Here is a 20,157-nt window from a genome sequence, read left to right as displayed (position 1 = left end):
GGCTCTCACTAATTCTGCCCACCTATGTCGGTAATAGTATTTACTGTTATTCTATTGCTTGGTTCTTACTTTGCAGGCCTTCTTGGCTCGTTAACGGGTCTGGGCGGTGGCTTTATTATCATTCCCCTGCTTACACTCCTGCTTAAGGTTGATATGCATTATGCTATCGGCGCATCACTGGTGTCTGTGATAGCTACTTCCTCCGGATCGGCGGCGGCATATGTTAAGGAAGGTATCACTAATATCAGGATAGGCATGTTTTTGGAGATCGCTACTACTGCAGGCGCATTTACAGGTGCTGTGCTGGCTATTTATGTTCCAACTAATGCAATCGCAATTATATTTGGCCTGATCCTTATTTTTTCAGCGATCATGTCACTACGTAATAAGGTTGAACAGATCATTCATAAAGAAACATTTCTTTCCAAAAGACTCAGGCTTAGCGGTAATTACCCAATGAATGATGAGGTGATCGGCTATAGCGTAACCAATATTGCCGGTGGCTTCTTTATGATGGTTTTTGCAGGTATCATTTCAGGTTTGCTCGGTGTCGGTTCGGGTGCATTGAAAGTAGTTGCAATGGATGGTATTATGCGCATCCCTTTTAAAGTTTCTACCACAACCAGTAATTTCATGATAGGCGTTACCGCAGCTGCCAGCGCGGTGGTTTACCTTCAACGGGGATATATCCATCCGGGCATCGCCATGCCGGTAGTAATTGGTGTTTTGTTAGGAGCTATCAGCGGATCGAAAATATTGGTGCATAGCTCATCATCCAAATGGCTGCGCTGGACCTTTGCTATTGTAGTTACCGTATTGTCCATCCAAATGATCTATAATGGAATCAAAGGAAACATATAATTCGCCTGTTCCCCTGGAAACAAATCAGCAAAAAGGCAAACCCGGCGGTCTTAAAGATAAGGACATGCAGCTGATCATCGGTTGGATCTTAAGGGGTGGAGTTGCTGTTTCTATGGTTCTTGTAGTTATTGGCGGTGTATTCTTTGTATACAGGCATGGCTATAGTATCCCGGATTACAAGACATTTAAAGGCGTTCCTGATTTCATTCATAGCTTCGGCGGAATCATTAATGGCGTCGTTAGTATGAAAGGGCAAGCAATTATTCAGCTGGGAATTATTTTACTAATTGCTACGCCGGTTATACGGGTTGCATTTTCGGCAGTAGGATTTTTATTGGAGAAAGACTACCTGTATACTTTTATAACATTGATTGTATTGCTGATCATCCTGGCAAGTATGATCAGCGGGCATGCAGGGTAAGCATTTGCGGTACTGCGTTGATGTTAATGTCGCTTGCAGATTACTCACCCGGTCATTGCTTCGCGCAACCCTCCTCTCTTCCGCAAGCGGTAAAGAGGGGATTTTTTTCGACCCTCCTTATGGCAAGCCATAGAGAGGGTGGAACAGCGTAGTCCCGACTTTCGTTGGGAGGGTGAGTCCATGCGGCTGCAATTGAACCAATACTTTGCTTTTAATGAACTGCTACCGCAGAAGCCAATTGCCTGGTTTCTTCAACGATCTTCTCAGCCAGCTTAGCGCTAACCTGCACCAACGGCAATCTTACTTTATCGTCGCAAACACCTAATGCTTTCAATGCAGTTTTTACACCGGCCGGGTTCCCTTCGGCAAATATCATCCGGGTAAATTCTATAACCGATGAATGAGCAGGCTGTGCAGCTTTGAAGTCGCCTTTTAAGCAAAGGCGGATCATGTCTGAAAACAGTCTTGGCAACGCATTCCCAACTACTGATATCACACCAACTCCACCTAAAGCAATCATTGGCAGCGAAATAGGATCATCGCCGGAGATCAATAAGAAGTCTTCTGGTTTGTCGCGCATGATCTGGTTCAGCTGGTCAAAGTTGCCTGATGCTTCTTTGATGCCGATGATATTTTTAAAATCTTTAGCCAATCTTACCGTAGTTTCAGCACTTACATTACTGCCTGTACGTCCCGGTACGTTGTACAATATGATTGGCAACGCAGACACTTCAGCAATCGCTTTATAATGCTGATAAATACCTTCCTGAGTGGGCTTGTTATAAGCCGGACTTGCTGATAGTATAGCATCGTAACCGGCAATATTAAAAGATTTTACTTCATTAACAATCTCATGGGTGTTGTTGCCACCTATGCCGGCAACCAGGTTAACACGGCCAGCAGCAACCTGTACAGTAAATTCAAAAACCTTCTTCTTTTCTTCCTTACTCAATGTGACAGATTCGCCGGTTGTACCTAATGATACGAGGTATTCCACCCCGCCGTCGATCAAATAATTGATCAGATTCCTGAGGCCTGCATAATCCACCTGTCCGTTCTCATCGAAAGGGGTTACCATAGCCACGCCTGTGCCATAAAATTTTTCCATTGTCGTAATAAAAAGAGTGTAAAGATAGTGATTAGTGATTAGAGATGGGAGATTAGAGGTTAGTTTTTTGTGGTTTACGACACTTACCACGTCATCCCGAACTTGTTTCGGGAACCCACAGGACAGGTCGACGCCATGCTGTACACCTTGCAAGTCGGGTGCTGAAACAAGTTGCAGCATGACAAATCAGAAAACAAGTCATGCTAATCCTTAAATCCTACGAATCATGGTTCAGACGATATTCAGCCTGATATTTCCGCCCTGTACAGTATGCGATTGCTTCGTTGCGCGGCACACACCACCCGCCTTGCGCCTCGCAATGACACATTTTTTTGTAACAATTCCGTTGAAATCCTCTGTCCCTTTTATTTAATAGTTAATTGTACTAATTTGTAATAACCAATTACAAACGCGTCTATTATGAAAAAAGAGACCTTGAATGTCACTGACAAACCGGGTCCGGAAGAAAAAGAAGCGCCTGCTGCTTCCGGAACCAATTCTATCATCGATCGCCGTCATTTTATTAAAACAGCCGCCACGGGAGCTTTAGCGCTAACCATTGTTCCGCGGCATGTGCTGGGCGGTCAGGGCTATATTGCGCCCAGCGATAAGCTAACCCTGGCCTATGTGGGCTGTGGTACGCAGGGCATGCGGGAGATACAGCCTTTGTTGGCTGTGCCTTCAATACAAATTGTTGCCGTATGCGACCCTAATCAGTATGCTGTGGGCTACAGGGACTGGTCGAAATTTGGAATAAGGGATGAGGTAAGAAAGACCCTCAACAAACCTGATTGGAGCCCTGGTGGTGACAATACAGTGGTTGGCGGACGTGATAACGCCAAGGATATTGTTGATACTTATTATAGTACAATCAGGGGGGCGGATAACTTTAAAGGCTGCAATGCCTATGCCGACTACCGCGAACTACTGGAAAAAGAAAAGGATGTAGACGCCATTAAGATTATCACCCCCGATCATTTGCATGGTTTGTTTGCCATAGCGGCATTAAAGAGAAATAAGCACGTTTTGATGCAAAAGCCTGTTTCTAATCGCCTGCTGGAAGGAAAAGCGGTGATAGACCTGGCGAAGGAAAAACCTAATATCGTAACCCACCTTATCCCCTGGGATTCAAATGGCAAAATGGACCAGGTAATGGAGTGGATAAATGGAGGTAAGATAGGAAAGTTAAAGGAAATACATAACTGGACCAACCGCCCGGTATGGCCGCAGTTCCCTACAATGCCAACGGAAACCGTGCCTGTACCTGATGGTTTGAACTGGGATCTGTGGCTTGGACCGGAAGCAGATCGTGCATACTCACCTGAGTACACCAATATGTTTTTCAGGGGATGGTATGATTTCGGTGGCGGCTCTATGGCTGATATGGGGCACTACAGTTTGTGGACTGTATATAACGCCTTACAGCTGACCTCACCGGAGATCATAGAACCGAATTTAAACCACTTTGTAGTAATGAATGGCGTTACTCCTTCAAGTGTAAAAAATGATTTTTCGTTCCCATTAGCTTCTACAGTGCGCTTCAGGTACCCTGCAAATGGCGACCGTCCGCAGGTTGATCTTTGCTGGTATGATGGCGGCATGAAACCCCCGCTGCCTGAGGAACTGAGAGCAATAAATGAAGAACTGCCTAACGAAGGTTTTATGTTCGTGGGAGAAAAAGGCAAAATACTGACCGGGTTTTATGTGAATAACCCTCGACTTTTCTCAAAGAAAAAGAAAGAAGTGAAAGCAGCAATTCCGGGCGGACAGGCTTACGGGCATGATAAAATGATAAACGCATTGCAGTTATTTGCTGACTCCTGCAAGGCTGGTAAACAATATCCCGGCAGTTTTATCGAAGCTGAGGCATTGACTGAAGCCGTCAACTTATATGCTGCAGCTCTGCGTTCAGGACACTCGTTAAAATATGATGCAGCAAGTCGACAGATAACCAACCTGCCCGATGCAAATAAATACCTGACCCGGGACTATAGAACCGGTTGGGATCCGAAAACCATATAGCTACTGATTAAAACTATGTTATTTCGAACCCGCAGAATGGACGAGTGCTAGGGGGCGCGGGTGAGAAAACTTATACGATTAAGCATGGCGGACTTGGTATATCGTATAAGATTTCTCCTCACCCTTCTTCACTTGCCACCCGGTTCGTCGAAATGACATGATTTATAAAAAGTTTAAATATGTTCTTAAAAACTTATAACAAAATGAACAGAAGAAAATTTATTGGTCAGAGCGCGGTAGGAATGGGAGCAATGGTAATGATGCCTCATTTACTGCAGGCTGACGAACTCAAAAAATATAAACATCCCGTTGGCTTTCAAACCTATCCGATAAGGGACCAGGTGTCCAAAGATTTTTCGGGGACGATGAAAACGATGGCCGGTATGGGTTATCAGTATACTGAAATGTGCTACCCGAAAGGCTATGCAGGAGCTGGGTTTGCGCCTTTGGTAGACGTAAAGGCTACCGATCTGAAAAAGATGATCGAAGATGCTGGTCTTTCTTGCCCGAGCTGCCACATTGGGATGGGCGACCTGAAAAATCATTTTGGCGAGTGTATGGAGTTTGCACATGGATTGGGATTAACACAAATAATAACACCCGGTTTGGAAACGCCGGGTAAGTCGATATCAGATTTTAAAGAAGCGGCCGGCGAGTTGAATAAGATCGCCGAAAAGATCAAAGCTGAGGGAATGGCCACCGGTCTGCATAACCATAGCGGTGAGTTTAAGATGCTGGACGGTCAGTTGATCTATGATGGCATTATGGAGGCTTTGGATGGCAACCTGGTAAAGATGCAATTCCAGACTGAAGTGATCACCTTAGGATATAAAGGATCAACTTATTTTAAAAAATACCCTGGAAGATTTATCTCTGCCCATTTATCTGATTGGACTGCTGATAAAAAGCAGGTTCCGGTAGGTAAGGGTATTATCGACTGGAAGGAGTTTTTTGAAGATGCTATTAAAATTGGTGGCATCAAGAATTTCTTTGTCGAAATGAACCAGGAGAATTATAAGGATAGCGCGGGATATATTCATGGATTGTTGGGTTGAATAAATGGATTCCCATTCTGTCATTGCGAGGCGCAAGGCGGGTGGTGCGGGCTACGCAACGAAGCAATCGCATACTATACAGGGCGGACATGCATAGTTCGCGATTGCTTCTTCACCTCACAGGCCGTTCATCGCAATGACATAACGGATTATTACTGCTACTAAAAACTCACCCCAATTCTCACCCCATTCTTTATATTGCCACCACTATTGAATGATGTCCCATACATTACCCTGAAAGTAAGGTATTGCAAGCCAAAACCAAGTTCATAGTAATTGTGCAATTCAGGCGTAGCGAGATAATTGAAATCAACGATTTCCTGCAATTTCAACTTGCGGACCAGCGGTATCTTATTTGTGATAAAACCTGAAAAATTGTGCTCAATATGTCCCTCAATATATTCTTTGTAGGTGCTAAAACGATAATAATCAAGTAATAAGAAACTATTTATATTATTCTGATAAAATAATATCTGGTTGCCGCTGAATTGCTTATAGTCGGGATAGTATAAGACATTGGCCTTTAAGAATTTGCCTGCTCCAACGAAAAATGAAGTCCGTCCATAAACGCCAACGCTAATATCCTTTTTGCTGATGTCGGCACTTAGCAGATCATAATCGACATCAGAACCAAAGATATTTTTAAAGCCCTTGGTAAAAGTTAAACCGATAGTTGGATAATCAGATGGCAAATATCTCCGACCAAAAGGATAGGTCTCATACTTATTGCTGAAATCATAAGTTGTTCTTAAGGTAACTTTGAATGATTGGTTCTCCGGGAACAGAGGTGTATCCTGATCTGGTGTCAAAGGGTTGTTCGAAGTAAACTCATGATGATCAGGATGAAAAAAGCTGTAATTGTTGGTATTGGGCAGCCATTTCCGGTTGGCATATTCAACAGTCGCGCTGGCCTGCCATCCACCGGTTATTCTGCCGGATAAAGTCGCTGATGCAAATTGCTTTTGATAAAGTTTCAGGTAATTCTCGCGTTCAAACAGGGTATAAACCGAATTGAAAAGTGATGAGATAGGAGAAAGATTATTCAGATCAGCCATTTCTGTACCGCCTGAAATGTTTAGGTAAAATTCACCGACAGGTATTATTGCGTTGGCATTAGCATTGAAAAGGTGATCAGAAAAGCCGTAACGGACTTTGCCTCCAAAGCCGATCACTTTATTGGTGTTGGTGTCCAGCTGTTTGCGAAGTGTAAATCCATAATTGAGCACAGGGCCTTCTACAGTATTAAACTGAAAAGACGGTAACAACGGATCGAGGTGAAAAAATTCGCGTTTATATCTTTTGATGACGTTTACGCCGGTCAGCATTAAGCCAACTGGGGTGATTTTATTGGTTTCTTTATCCAGCGAATCCAGGTAAGGCTTTGATTCACGTTTTTGGGCTAGTATTTCCTTTTTTTGATAATCGGTTCGTTCCTCGTTGGTCAGCGGTAGCGGCCGTTCTCTATTCCAATAATCAGTATCGCTTTTATTTACTTTTTGCGGGATATGCAGTAGCTCATTAAACTCATGTTTCTTGAAAACAGGGCGCAAGTCGTAATCTTTATAGACGGATACAAAATACCCCTTCAGCCTAAAGCCAAACAATGCCCCGCCAAACTCAAATTTATTGGACGATTGCAGCCAGGTATCACCCACCGGCATAAACTGCTGATTGACGCGCAGTGTATCAACAAAGTTGATATTAGCACGACTGGTAATTTGCAGATCGAGTGCATAAATGCGCCAGCTATCGTCGATGATGTAAATGACGCCGTCAAAGCAAGGATCATGCGCTCTTCTTGGGGTAACTTTTATTTTGTTGATGGTGACACCGTTTTCAACCGAAGTGCCAAGCAGTTTATATCGATAATAGAATAGTGCATTATCTGAGACCGGCGATACCAATGGCCGGTTACTCAGTCCACCCCAATTTTGAAAGTTTTCATAGAAATTCACCTTTGTATCGCTGGCCCGGTTAAAGCTGAACATCTGGTTACTGCCGGAGAATTTGGACGAGATCATCTCTTCGTGCAATTGCCCCGGATATTGATAGCTTAGTTTTGATTCGGACTCCGATAAATAAACAATGCCTCTACGGTTTGAGTCGAGGCCAATCTCTTTTCCAGCTTTCTGGATATCAAAGCCCATGAATTTTTTTGGTGCGGATAACAACTTTTGCAAACCCTTGATATAAACTTCGCAGGTATAAGCTTTTATTTCGTTCAGGTGCGCTTTTCGCTTTCTAATAGCCTTGCGGATAATGGCATAAGCCGGATCCTCGCCATTGCCGTTAATGGTTACAACCTTTAATTCATAAAGCTCGGCAGAGAGCGTAATATTAAGCGTGGCGTTGGATTGAAGATCGATATGGCGCGTTTCCTGCTTATAACCAACCGCCCTGAATTGCAAATCGTATTGACCCGGCTGCAACGCCAATGAATAATCGCCTTCACTATTAGCTGATGCGCCGTTGGTGGTGTTTTTTACATACACATTGGCAAAGGATACAGGCTTCCCGCTTTGGTCGGTGACCTTGCCATTAACGGTTACCCTTTGCGCAAAGGAAGCAAAACAAATCCCCCAGAATAAAAAGAATAGTAAGGCAGATTTCATAGACAAGCGGCTTAACGCTAATACGTTCCTAAATTAATAAAGTAATTAGACGCCGTTTGTTAAAGATTGTTAAAGCCAAGCTTATACAATTATGTCATTTCGAACCTGCCGAGCGGGGCATGGTATTGGGGCAGGTGAGAAATCTTCTGCGTCATGCAAAAAGAAGATGCAATGTTGTAGAAGATTTCTCTTCGCCCGCACCGGCCGCTCATCGAAATGACATTGGTGGTAGGCTTACACTATCATTCCCATCAATTCCTCATCACTAATAATAGGAATATTCAATTTAGTAGCTTTCTCCAGTTTTGATGGCCCCATATTATCACCAGCAACCAGGTAGCTGAGTTTGGCTGAAATAGAGCCTAATATCTTACCCCCATTTCCTTCGATAATATCTTTGAGCTCGTCTCGGGAGTATTTTTCAAAAGTGCCGGAGATGATGAACGTTTTACCCACCAGCTTTTCGCTTTGCAGGGTAACTTCTTTTTCCTCGGATACAAACTGCAAACCATGGGTTTTCAACTTTTCGATTTCTTCGCGGTGCTTTTCATCTGCAAAATATTCGATGATGCTATGTGCTATGCGTTCGCCGATTTCCTCTACACCATTGAGCTCATCGAAGGATGCCGACATCAGGTTATCGATGGTTTTAAAATGTGTGGTCAGTTTTTTGGCAACCGTAGCTCCAACATAACGAATGCCCAAACCAAACAATACCCGGTCGAACGGCATTTGCTTTGATTTTTCGATACCGTCCAGCATGTTATTAATGGATTTCTCGCCGAAGCGTTCCATCGTTTTTAATTGGTCGGCTTTATTATGTAATTCGTATATATCACTGATGTGGCTGATAAAACCCTTCTGATATAGTGTCTCAATAGTCTCGTCGCCCAAGCCATCAATATCCATTACTTTACGACCGGTAAAATGCTGCATTTTCCCAACGATCTGCGGTGCACAGCCCTCATCATTCGGGCAGTAAAAAGCTGCCTCGCCTTCCTTGCGCTCCAGCGTTGTGCCACATACCGGGCAATTGGTAATGTATTGAATTGGTTTTGCATTAGGTTTACGCTTTTCCAGATTTACGCTGATGATCTTCGGGATGATCTCACCACCTTTTTCGACATAAACTGAATCACCCTCATGCAGGTCAAGGCGCACAATTTCGTTTGCATTATGCAACGTAGCACGCTTAACGGTTGTTCCCGCCAAAAATATCGGTTGAAGGTTCGCTACAGGAGTAACAGCGCCTGTGCGGCCCACCTGGTAGCTAACACTCAATAGTTCCGTCTCAACACGCTCGGCTTTGTATTTATAAGCGATAGCCCAGCGTGGTGATTTTGCGGTAAAGCCAAGTTCCTGTTGTTGCGAGTAGTTGTTCACCTTGATCACAATGCCATCAATATCATAGCTCAGGTGAAAACGCTTGTTCTCCCATTCGCTGATAAAGTTCAATACTTCCTGAATATTCGCACATAGGCGGCTTTCATTATTTACCGGGAAGCCCCAGCTTTTCACCGCTTGTAAACTTTCCCAATGGGTTTTAAATAATTGCCTTTCGGTATATAGAAAATACATAAAACTATCCAGCGGGCGTTTGGCTACTTCAGCAGAGTCCTGCAGTTTGATAGTCCCCGATGCAAAGTTTCTTGGATTAGCATAGGGCGGCTCGCCGTTTTCAATACGCTCATCATTCAATCGTTCGAAGGCTTTTAAATGCATGAATACCTCACCGCGTATCTCGAAGTCATCGGGGTAATCACCTCCATTAAGTTTCTTCGGTATACTGCGGATGGTTTTTACGTTAGTGGTTACTTCATCACCCTGTGTACCATCACCGCGTGTAACAGCTTGCTCCAGTTTACCTCCTTTATAGGTGAGGCTCATCGACAGACCGTCGAATTTAAGCTCGCACACGTATTCAAAGTTATTTCCTATGGCTTTCTTAATGCGCTCATCAAAATCAAGCAGTTCCTGCTCGTTGTAAGTATTTCCCAGCGACAGCATCGGCCAGCGGTGCCTCACCGTTTTGAATTCTTTGGTGATAAATCCACCCACATTTTGCGTCGGTGAATCCGGATCGATCAGCTCGGGGAATTGCGTTTCCAGGGCAATCAGTTCTTCCAGTTTTTTATCAAATTCAAGATCGGTGATGGTCGGCATTGCCAGCACATAATAGTTGTAATTATGCTGTCTGAGCTCGGCCGAAAGGGCTGCTATCCGTTTTTTTGCTTCTTCGAAAGTCATAAGCGAAGATAACAAATAAGTGATTTTGCAAAGCCTTAAGTTGAATAGTTAAAAAATGTTAATCTTTTTAAATTTCTACAAAGGAGATAGGGTAAGTTGGGGAAATGTGAATCCACAATTGTGGAAAACGGGGATGGAAAACTACTCACCTGGGGAATAATTTCCCCGTTTATATTTAAGTATACTGAAACAGAACGTTATAAAATAAAAATAGCTGAGCCTCGCGCCCAGCCACCTTTACTAATTAATTTAACTGTTATATGTAAGGCAACAAGTGTGCCAAGTTTTAAATTTTCTTTTTATGCAACCTGTTTTAAGTTCAAAATACCTGTAAAAACTTTATTTTTTACCTAAAAGAAAATCATTAACAGTGTAAGTTTATCTATGCCTGATCTTGTTGAGTGGGTAACAGAGGTTGCTTTTACCCGAAATGTATAAACAGCTTCCACAATTGTGTAAATGCATGCACATGGGTTAGTTAACCAGTGATCGGTTAACCAGTAATTAGTTAACCAGTGATTACTCAGTTACCAATGGCAAATATTTCCTGATAACTGATAACCGGTTAACTGGTTACTAGCAATCAATGTTTCCCAGCATCCGGACTTTGGCCCTGTCCCTGTGGATTTTCCTTCGCCAGCATAGCTTCCTTAATTAATTTTACCGGCGCGCTGCCATAGCTCAGGAACTTTTCGTTGAATTCCTTCAGGGTATATTTATCACCTTGTTTGCTTTTCCAATCGTCGCGCAGGTCCATTATTTCTTTATAGCCGGTGAAATAGCTGTCTAACTGCACGCTGGTCACACTTACGCGTTTCCATTTGCCTTCGGCCTCGGCTTGCTGCTGAAATGCCTCGTGGGTTAATAATGCCATAGCTGTTTGTTTAGGCATGTTCTGGCAATGTACGCCATAATCCAGAATGGTGTTGCATACCGAGCGCAGGTGCCATTTATACCACATCAGCCACATTTCAGGGTCACCGTTGCCAAAGCCGTTGTCCAGCATCATTTGTTCGCTGTAAACTGCCCAGCCTTCAACCATGGCCCCATTGCCAAAGATCGATTTGATCATGCTTGGCGCCTTGTTTGAATAAACGAGCTGTACGTAATGTCCCGGTATAGCTTCGTGGATACATAGTATCTGGATAATGTATTGATTGTATTCGCGCAGGTAACTTTCTGCCTTTTCAGGTGCCCATCCGGCTAAGCTGCCAACGTTGAAATAAGAATTTTGCGCATTATCATACGGTCCGGGCGAACTCATGGACGCACCTGCAACACCGGCCATATACCCCGGCTCTTTGCGAACCACTAATGGCTTGGTCGGATCCATAGTTAACAGATCCTTTTGAGTCACAAAGGCCGTCAGCTTTGGCAACAACTGAGTAATGGTTGCCTGGAACTCGTCCGGTCTGGTATGTTTAACCGATAGCGTATCGATCATTTTGGCAATCATATCCAAAGTATCAGTTGGCTTGGGTTGGTTCCCGAAATATTTTGGCCACAGTTTCAGGGTGATCTTCGCCATTTCATGATGGACGAGCTTCTTGCGCTCAACAGCGGCATTGTAAATCTGTTGCGCCGTTTCAGATGCCTGTATTTCGTATTTAAACTTATCCTCATACAAATCCTTACCCAGTCTGAAACTGCGGGGCTTATCATTTTTAAGATTTTTAAGGAAGCTGGTGAAGCTATTTATAGCATCGGTACATAGTTTTGCCCTGTCCAGCATTTGCTTTTGGGCCGCTTCTGGTATCTTGGTTTTTTTAAGGGAATCGGCAAAATCAGTCCCGAAAACACTTAAGCCGCCCTCATGCTGCTCAATGGCCAGGTTGGTGAGCTCTACAACCGGGTTTTTGATATCCTTTTCAGCCTCTTTATAATAAGCCGGAACGTTGAGCATCTTTTGGTAAAAGTTGGTCAGGCGCTTATCCAGCGGGGCATAATGTTCATTTAGTATATAAGCAAAAGTGCCGATAACGTTGTACGATGAAGGATCCCACTCATAAGCTTTCAGTTGCTCCATCTGCCATTGCATGTACTGCAGTTGATTTTGCATCATGGCATAATCCATCTTGTTGGTTTCAAGGAAGGCGGCTGGCTGATATTTGCCCAGCGAATCCAATTGTACCTTAACAAATTTCAGCTGCTTATCGCGTGTTTTTTTATCCGGAACCAGTAAAATGGAGTCGTATTTATGATAGCCTACGCTGGTGCCCCAGTCAGGAAATTGTTTCCATAGTTCATCCAGGAAAAAGGTTTCATATTTATTAAAAGCGATGTCATCCATGCTGCCTTGTATGGGGCCTACAGAGGCATCTTTTTTACATGCGGCAAAAAGAGCGACGCACAGTACAAAAGCAAAAGTTTTTTTAATCACCGGAGAAGTTTTTAATCGTTCGGATAAACTTAAAACTTTTTAGGGGAAAATGCCTAATGAAGCCCAAACACTATTTTAAAAATCTCCGAAGCCCGGTTTGAAATTGGTTTTCCGTGGCTGAATACTGCTGTATTGAAATCAAAAGATGCTATCTTTTTAATTGTTGCCAGGCATTCGTCTTCATTTTGATATTCTCGTGGTAACCGCAAACGGGAATGATTTTCGGCTGCATCCGCTGCTATGATCACTCCCTCATCACCGGGATAGAATAAAGTGATCTGCCCCGCCCAATGTCCGGGGGAGTAAATGACTTGCAAAAAACCCTTATCGGGAATCCAATCGCCATCATTGACTTCGATTATTTGTTTAACCGGCTTTATATTTATATAAGGCAGCCGGACACGCGAACCGATAGTGGCAATACCGAGTATTTGATTTTTGATATCCGACTTAAAGTGATACGCCACTCCCCGGCGTACCAATGCAGCGTCTTGAGGGTGCATATATACAGGCGCGTTTACTTCATTCACTATATCGGCAAGGCTGCCCGAATGATCATGATGAGCATGGGTTACTATAATATGCTTAATATCATCAGGATGCCTGCCAATTTCTTTAATAGCGGCAAAGATGAGTTGCTTGCTACCCTTAGGGCCGGTATCTACCAAAATTAAACCTGCCGGAATACGCACCAAAAACACGTTGACAATTTTCAGCGTTATTTGGTAAATATTCGGACTGACCAATGCCACATGCATAACTAAATTTGTTACTTTACTAAAACTTACTGCCTGGCTTGTTTCTTATCTAAATTAAAATATTATGGCTAATCATGATGAAATCCTGATAAATGAATTGATAAAACTCCTGAACGGCGGCAGCGCTCATGCCAGTTTAGACGATGCTTTGGATGGTCTGCCCGTCAAATTAAGAGGTGCAAAACCTGATAACCTGCCCTATTCCATCTGGCAACTGGTGGAACACATCCGTATAGCGCAATGGGATATGCTTAAGTTTAGTGAAAGCGAAAAGCACGAGTCGCCAAAATGGCCTGATAAGTATTGGGTTAAAGATGTTGCCCCAAAAGACGATGCCGAATGGGAAAGTTCATTAAAGCAGATAAATGACGATCTTAAGGAATTTATCGATCTGTTAAAAACCGGGGATATTTACAAAGCGATCCCTCATGGCGAGGGGCAAAACATACTGCGCGAGGCATTGCAGATAGCTGACCACAATGCTTATCATACAGCCGAGATCATTGTGATCAGGAGATTGTTAGGAGCCTGGAAATAGCCTTAAGTCGAAATCTCAAGTCAGAAGTCCAAAAACTAATGCAAAAGACTTAAGACTTTCGACTCAGGACTTTAGACTTAAAAAATCAGTTCTTCTTTATAAAATCCACAATATCAGGCACCAGTTCGGCTTTCAGCGGTAAAGTGGGATTGGTATAGGTTTCCATATTCGCATCTTTATCTGCAGGGCCGTCCTTCATAATATGGCTCATGCCTTTTATGGTGATCAGTGTAGCATCTGATTTGGCTTTCTTCAGCTTTTCGGCATCAGCAACTTTTACCTGCACGTCGGTTGTACCTTGTATAATAAGCGTAGGTACTTTCATCACTTTTATTACGCGCTGAGGAGGATACCTGAAATATGACATCAGGTATTTTTGTTTAGCTGTGCTCACCAGCGGATACAGGGCCAGATCGACATTGTCAAATGTTTTTCCTTTTTTCAAACTATCCAGCCAGGTTTTAAACTCGTCCTGTTGGTATTGCGGCCTGGACTTAAATATTTCAGTCATCAGTTTATCGCCTTGCTCGCTGGTAGCATTGATTGAAATGATGTCTTTAACCGGTTGGTCGCGTGCGGCAAGCATAGCGGCCAATGCACCTTCACCATGCCCCAGTATAACCACTTTTGAAAAACGCTGATCCTCATTCAGCATTTCGATCAAACCTACAGCATCATCCACATAATCGTCAAAGCGCAGCTCTTCCAGTTTATTGGCTGTTTTGCTTTGACCCACCATTCTTTTATCATAGCGCACCGATGCAATGCCGCTTTTTGCCAGTCCTTCGGCCAGCATTTTGTACATATTGCCATTCAGCCCGGTTTGTTCATTATTACCGTTGCGATCGGTAGGGCCTGAATCGGCAACGATGATCACAACCGGAACTTTGCCTGAAACATTCTTTGGCATGCTAAGCGTACCGCTCACATTGCCAGAAGGGATCTTTAAGTTTATTGGACTTTCATCTGATGCGTAGCTTTGCGCAAATACGCTTATGTTAAGCAGAAGAGCTATGGACAGAAGTAGAACTTTCTTCATTTTATGGTTATCGGGGAAACAAATATAATGTCTGGCGCGAAATAAAATCAAACATGGATATTTAATTTGGACTGAAGTAGTTATTTAGTCAGAAAATATTATAGATACAGTTTTATTAAAGGCCATATTTTTCTGCCCAATTAATTTTTGTTTAAAAATAGTTTTTGGCGTAACCGTATTATTAATTTACCGTTAAAAAACGGGGTCGCAATTTTGGCAGAATGCGATTTTTAGTTGCTATATTGTGCCCTGATTTAAACCACTGAATATCGAATAAACCTTTACACGCCCCCAATTGATGAGAATTCTTTCCGGATGTCTTTTTGCCGTATTATTTGTGTGTGCATGTACCTTATCATATGCACAAACGCCCTCCTCGGCGCTGGTAGGCAAAGTTTATTCGGATAAAGGACTTGTTGATGAAGCCACAGTGGTATTGTTGCATTATCCGGATTCATCAGTAGTGAAATCTACTCTGAGCAATAAATCCGGCATATTTCTTTTCAGTAATATCAGCAAGGGAAAGTACCTCATCTTTATTACAAAGCTCAATTATATTAAATCATATTCCGGCCCCTATGAGGTTGAAGAAGGCAAAAGCAGGGATATTGGTTTTATTTCGGTCAAACAATCCCCAACCCAATTAGGCGAAGTAGTTATAGCCGGAAGGAAAGATTTTGTTGAGGTAAAGAAAGATAAAAGCGTGCTGAACGTAGAGCAAAATATCACTGCAGCAGGGGCATCACTTTATGATATTCTGAATACTTCTCCTGGCGTGAAAATAGTTAACGATGAAGTACTGTACCATGGAGGCCAGAAGGCGCTGATCGCTATAAATGGCAAACCGGTTTTGTTGAGTGGCGAAGAGCTTACCAATTTCCTGAAAAACTACCAGGGAAGCAGCATCAGCCAGATCGAGCTGATCGATAATGCAGGCGCTAAATACGGAGCTACAGGCTCTGGGGGGATGATCAACGTGATATTAAAGGAAAAGAAATCGCTTGGCTCAAATTTTTCGTTTACTGAGAGCGCTGCTTACGGCGATAAATACAAATTCAATTCTGGAATCAATTATAACCTGCGTACCGAAAAGCTGAACCTTTTTGCATCCTATAATTATTCCAACAACAGCATTCCGCATACCATCAGAACAAACAGGTATGTCGATAACAGCGCGGGGTATAACTATTTCTCGCTGAATTACGATGCTGATGTGAAAACAAGTAATCATAATTTTAGTGTAGGTGCTGATTATGATATTACCTCTCGCCAAACGCTGGGTTTCCTGGTAAACGGTTTTTATAACAATGCCGATATCGACAAAAGAAATACCACCTATGTTTATACAAACGGTTTGCGTGATTCAAGTATCAGGTCATCATCGGTAATCGACAGGAATCTTTATAATGTGAACTATAACCTGAATTATAAGATCGACCTGGACAAAGAGGGCAAGAGCGTTTTATCAGCTGATGCGGATTATTCCGATTACCACCGTAAATCTCAGGAAGACCTGCGGAATGATTTTTTTAATGCGACCGGCATAAACGAGAATGATCCGATTTTTTACGGCGATAATTCTCCCTCACATATCACTATTAAATCAGCCAATATTGATTTTAGCCAGCAGATAGCAAAAGGGACCAGGCTAAACTTTGGCTGGAAAAGCAGCCAGGTGAACAGTGATAACCAGATCGTTTTTTCTCAATTAAGGAACGACTCATCCATCAATGTACCTCAACTGACTGACCATTTTGTTTACACGGAGAACATTGACGCCGGTTACCTTGAATTTGAAGGTAAATTCAACAAGACAAACATTACAGCAAGCGTGCGCGGCGAGCGCACCCATTTTACAGCTGAATCTGTGAATCCGAGCCGTCATGCTGATAGCAGTTACTTCAGCCTGTTCCCGAATGTGCAGATAAGTCAGCAGATAGATAAGAACAATTTGTTCACTTTGTCTTATTCCCGTACAATAGGCCGTCCGAATTACCAGGACTTAAATCCTTTTGTAAGCTATGTAGATAATTTCTATTCCAGCACCGGTAACCCTTTTCTGCGTCCGGACTTTATCAACACCTACCGTTTATCAGATTTTATTGCTGATAAATACCGGGTAAGTTTGAGCACCATCATTACCAACAATTACTATCAAACCATTTTTGATCAGTACTCATCGGGCAATTACGTTACTACCAAGGCAAACTTAGGTACGCGTTATCAATATATGATCGAGTTTAGTCTTCCTTTCGATCTGACTTCCTGGTGGCATGTTGATGCACAGATCGATGCATCGCACGAGCGGTATGTTTACAAGCTTTATAATGTTCCGGACAAGAGTACTAATAATGCGAATATTAACTTAACCCAAAATTTTAAAATAACTCCAAAATTAAGCGCTCAATTGATCAATGAATATCAATCGCCTACTTATTATGTCATCAGCCAGTATCAATACCTGGCATGGACCAACGTGGGCTTGCGGTACGCGATCCTGAATAATAAAGGCGCTATCCGACTTGCAGTAAGCGATGTTTTCAATAGTAATTTCAATAAATACACCACGACTTTTAACGGGCTGGACATCTTCTCGAGGGATAAGGTCGGATCAAGGTTTGTTACGGCTACGTTTACTTACCATTTTGGGTCGAGCCCTATGAGAAACAAAACCAAAACTACCGAAGAGCAGAAACGGCTTAATGGAAGTGCGGAGAATTAATAGGTGGGTTTATACAAAGCACCGTGTTGACTCATCCCGAATGCGCTACGCTGTTCGACCCTCTCTCCGCTACGCGGAAAGAGGGTAAAAAAACGAAAAAATCCCCTCTTTACCGCTTGCGGAGGAGGGCGGTCGAGCGAAGCAATGACCGGGTGAGTCAAATAGACAATATGCTTACCCTAACAATATTCCCCATCGGGTCAAATATTGGTAGCAAAAAAATCATATACCAGAATCCGTGCCGTAGGTACGAAAGTAACATTGCATACCTACGGCATGCTAACGGCTGATTATTTATTGGATTCTACCAACATTTTGTGCTGATGGCACATTAGCTTGCAGAGTGTTTAATTATAATTTGGTATACGATTATAAAAACAGAAACCCGCTTCTTATTAGGAAGCGGGTTTTTTGGTGATAAAGTAAGCCTATACTTTATGCTTTGTTCTTTGATTCCTGAATTTCCAGACGAATTGCTTGTGCTAAATTCTTAAGCTCTTGCATGCCTTTACGAACGCGGGTACCAGCAGCGCTGTTGCCTTTGTTGTAGAATTTGTCTGCATCTGCTTCCAATGATGCAACAAGGTTTTTTACATCAGTAAATTTTTTCATTTGAGTTACTCCTTTTAAATATTGAGGTTTATTGTTTTAATTAAAGCTAAGCTAAACTGTTTTTATTAAAAAAAAAACTTTTACGCATAAAAAATAATGGCTTTAAAGTGGTTTTTTTCCACATTTTGAGTATGACAGGGGCATTAAATAAATATTATGATTATTGATATTTCATAAGATAAAATAATACTTATTTTATACTTTCAGTATCGGTAAATTATTTACTCCAAGATTAATTATAACATAGATTTTACACTAAATCAATTTAGAGGCATATTAATTGACCTTATTGAATAATATGATCGTTATAAAATAAACTATATCACTTTCTTTAATATTTCGGGGTGCGATTGTTGCGTTTTAATGATCAATTCGCCGAAAAGTGTGTTCGCCCACGCAAACCATTTGCGTGTAAAGTCGGCCGGATTGTCTTTATTGAAGGATTCGTGCATAAATCCGGTTCCGGCATGGGTGTGTTTCAGCCATTTTAAGCAGGTAGTTACCTCTGCAGGATTGGTTGAAGTGATCGCACGGATAATAATGCTCATCGGCCAGATATAACCCAAACCTACATGCGGTCCTCCGATACCTTCAGCAGCCTTACCTCTGAAGAAATATGGGTTTGAAGTACTCAATACAAATTTACGTGTAGCTATATAAAGCGGATCGGTTGCCTTCATTGCACCAAGGTAGGGTAATGCTAACAAGCTAGGTACGTTAGCATCGTCCATGCATAGTTGGTTACCAAAACCATCTACCTCATAAGCCAGGATATTACCAAATCCGGGGCGATTAACTACAGCATACTTATGTAAAGCGGTCTCTATCTCGTTGGCTAACGCACGGCAGTTTAAGCCGGTAGCATGGTCTTTGGCGATACTCTCATACATCTCAGCCAATTGCCTCAGACTGGTTACTGCAAAGAAATTAGATGGTATCAGGAACGAATAAATAGTGGCATCATCGGAAGGCCTGAACGCAGAGCAGATCAGTCCCACAGGTTTTATTGGGTTACCGTATCCGCTCAATGGCGCGGTATCGGTAGATACTTCCGTTTTACGCTGGAAATGGTATGGCCCATGTCCTTTTTTGCGCTGCTGGGTTTTAAAGGTATCAACGATCAGTTTACCTGCCTTTTGCCACTCGTGATCGAAGAAGCTGCTATCACCGCTGATCTTCCAGTAGTTATAGGCTAAACGGATGGGGTAGCATAGCGAGTCTATCTCCCATTTACGTTCATGCAGCTCAGGTTTCATATCGGTGCGATCGGTATTCCATTCGCTGCCGGTAGCACGCTCGTTAAAGGCATTGGCATAAGGATCTATCAGTACACATTTCGCCTGTCGGTTGAGCACACCTAATATCAGGTTCTTTAACTGTGGATCATTCTTGATCAATGGCAGATAAGGCCAAACCTGTGCTGATGAATCTCTCAGCCACATGGCATCGATATCACCGGTGATGACAAAGGTATCAACCTTGCCATCTTTATCATTGAACTTCACTGTGGTATCCAGTGTGTTCGGATAGCAATTTTCAAAAAGCCATGCTATTTCAGGATCAGCTATGGTGGCTTTTACCTTTACAATTTTATCTTCAACCGCAGAGCTGTTAAACCGGCGCAGGTTAGGACTGATGCGTTTGGTTTGATATTGATCCAGATCAGTAAACCAGGCGGGTTTTAAACCCATTCCAATTCCGGCAGTAGTGATGCCATTTATCTTGATAAAATTGCGGCGTGTAAGCATAATCAGGTTATTGATGTGGGTGTAAAAATAAAAA

At 42.7% G+C, this 20,157-nt stretch carries 14 protein-coding genes; 6 read left to right on the top strand and 8 right to left on the bottom strand.

The window, feature by feature from the left end; all coding sequences use genetic code 11:
• The first annotated feature begins 24 nt into the window (after window positions 1–24).
• Window positions 25–861 (top strand): sulfite exporter TauE/SafE family protein, encoded by an 837-nt coding sequence (locus VIM89_RS19005; protein ID WP_488157762.1) that lies wholly within the window; start codon window positions 25–27, stop codon window positions 859–861.
• Window positions 839–1,282, top strand: coding sequence for a DUF1634 domain-containing protein (locus tag VIM89_RS19000; RefSeq protein ID WP_488157761.1), 444 nt, complete (start codon window positions 839–841; stop codon window positions 1,280–1,282). The genes VIM89_RS19005 and VIM89_RS19000 overlap by 23 nt, the downstream gene beginning before the upstream one ends.
• Window positions 1,283–1,493: 211 nt before the next feature.
• Here the strand turns inward: VIM89_RS19000 and dapA are convergent, their stop codons facing one another.
• Window positions 1,494–2,390: a 4-hydroxy-tetrahydrodipicolinate synthase gene (gene dapA / locus VIM89_RS18995; RefSeq protein ID WP_488157784.1), complete on the bottom strand. Its 897-nt coding sequence runs from the start codon at window positions 2,388–2,390 to the stop codon at window positions 1,494–1,496.
• A 420-nt stretch (window positions 2,391–2,810) separates the two neighbouring features.
• Between dapA and VIM89_RS18990 the strand changes: the two genes are divergently transcribed.
• Together VIM89_RS18990 and VIM89_RS18985 are read left to right on the top strand one after the other, a co-directional pair.
• A complete protein-coding gene (locus VIM89_RS18990; protein ID WP_488157760.1) occupies window positions 2,811–4,412 on the top strand; it encodes a Gfo/Idh/MocA family protein in 1,602 nt (533 codons plus the stop codon).
• Window positions 4,413–4,615: 203 nt separating this feature from the next.
• On the top strand, window positions 4,616–5,467 hold the full coding sequence (locus VIM89_RS18985) for a sugar phosphate isomerase/epimerase family protein (RefSeq protein ID WP_488157759.1): 852 nt from the start codon (window positions 4,616–4,618) through the stop codon (window positions 5,465–5,467).
• A gap of 161 nt (window positions 5,468–5,628) precedes the next feature.
• On the opposite strand, the gene VIM89_RS18980 is transcribed toward VIM89_RS18985, so the two are convergent.
• From VIM89_RS18980 to VIM89_RS18965, 4 genes are all read right to left on the bottom strand, one after another.
• Window positions 5,629–8,079 carry a DUF5686 and carboxypeptidase regulatory-like domain-containing protein gene (locus tag VIM89_RS18980; protein WP_488157758.1) on the bottom strand — a complete coding sequence of 817 codons (2,451 nt, stop codon included), beginning with the start codon at window positions 8,077–8,079 and terminating at the stop codon, window positions 5,629–5,631.
• Window positions 8,080–8,313: 234 nt separating this feature from the next.
• Window positions 8,314–10,326: an NAD-dependent DNA ligase LigA gene (ligA, locus tag VIM89_RS18975; protein ID WP_488157757.1), complete on the bottom strand. Its 2,013-nt coding sequence runs from the start codon at window positions 10,324–10,326 to the stop codon at window positions 8,314–8,316.
• A 583-nt stretch (window positions 10,327–10,909) separates the two neighbouring features.
• Window positions 10,910–12,706: a DUF885 domain-containing protein gene (locus VIM89_RS18970; RefSeq protein ID WP_488157756.1), complete on the bottom strand. Its 1,797-nt coding sequence runs from the start codon at window positions 12,704–12,706 to the stop codon at window positions 10,910–10,912.
• A gap of 53 nt (window positions 12,707–12,759) precedes the next feature.
• Window positions 12,760–13,464 carry an MBL fold metallo-hydrolase gene (locus VIM89_RS18965; RefSeq protein ID WP_488157755.1) on the bottom strand — a complete coding sequence of 235 codons (705 nt, stop codon included), beginning with the start codon at window positions 13,462–13,464 and terminating at the stop codon, window positions 12,760–12,762.
• A 64-nt stretch (window positions 13,465–13,528) separates the two neighbouring features.
• On the opposite strand from VIM89_RS18965, the gene VIM89_RS18960 reads away from it, so the two are divergent.
• Window positions 13,529–14,002: a DinB family protein gene (locus VIM89_RS18960; RefSeq protein WP_488157754.1), complete on the top strand. Its 474-nt coding sequence runs from the start codon at window positions 13,529–13,531 to the stop codon at window positions 14,000–14,002.
• Between the two features lie 85 nt (window positions 14,003–14,087).
• Here the strand turns inward: VIM89_RS18960 and VIM89_RS18955 are convergent, their stop codons facing one another.
• Window positions 14,088–15,041, bottom strand: coding sequence for an alpha/beta hydrolase (locus VIM89_RS18955; RefSeq protein WP_488157753.1), 954 nt, complete (start codon window positions 15,039–15,041; stop codon window positions 14,088–14,090).
• Between the two features lie 298 nt (window positions 15,042–15,339).
• Between VIM89_RS18955 and VIM89_RS18950 the strand changes: the two genes are divergently transcribed.
• On the top strand, window positions 15,340–17,763 hold the full coding sequence (locus VIM89_RS18950) for an outer membrane beta-barrel protein (protein WP_488157752.1): 2,424 nt from the start codon (window positions 15,340–15,342) through the stop codon (window positions 17,761–17,763).
• Window positions 17,764–18,198: 435 nt separating this feature from the next.
• On the opposite strand, the gene VIM89_RS18945 is transcribed toward VIM89_RS18950, so the two are convergent.
• Window positions 18,199–18,375, bottom strand: a complete 177-nt coding sequence (locus VIM89_RS18945) for a histone H1 (protein ID WP_488157751.1) — start codon at window positions 18,373–18,375, stop codon at window positions 18,199–18,201.
• A gap of 317 nt (window positions 18,376–18,692) precedes the next feature.
• Window positions 18,693–20,123 carry a glycoside hydrolase family 125 protein gene (locus tag VIM89_RS18940; RefSeq protein WP_488157750.1) on the bottom strand — a complete coding sequence of 477 codons (1,431 nt, stop codon included), beginning with the start codon at window positions 20,121–20,123 and terminating at the stop codon, window positions 18,693–18,695.
• Between the last annotated feature and the right edge of the window lie 34 nt (window positions 20,124–20,157).

Origin of the sequence: Mucilaginibacter sp. (assembly GCF_036568825.1) — a bacterium.
Lineage (GTDB): Bacteria > Bacteroidota > Bacteroidia > Sphingobacteriales > Sphingobacteriaceae > Mucilaginibacter.
This window is presented reverse-complemented; position numbering and strand designations above follow the sequence as displayed.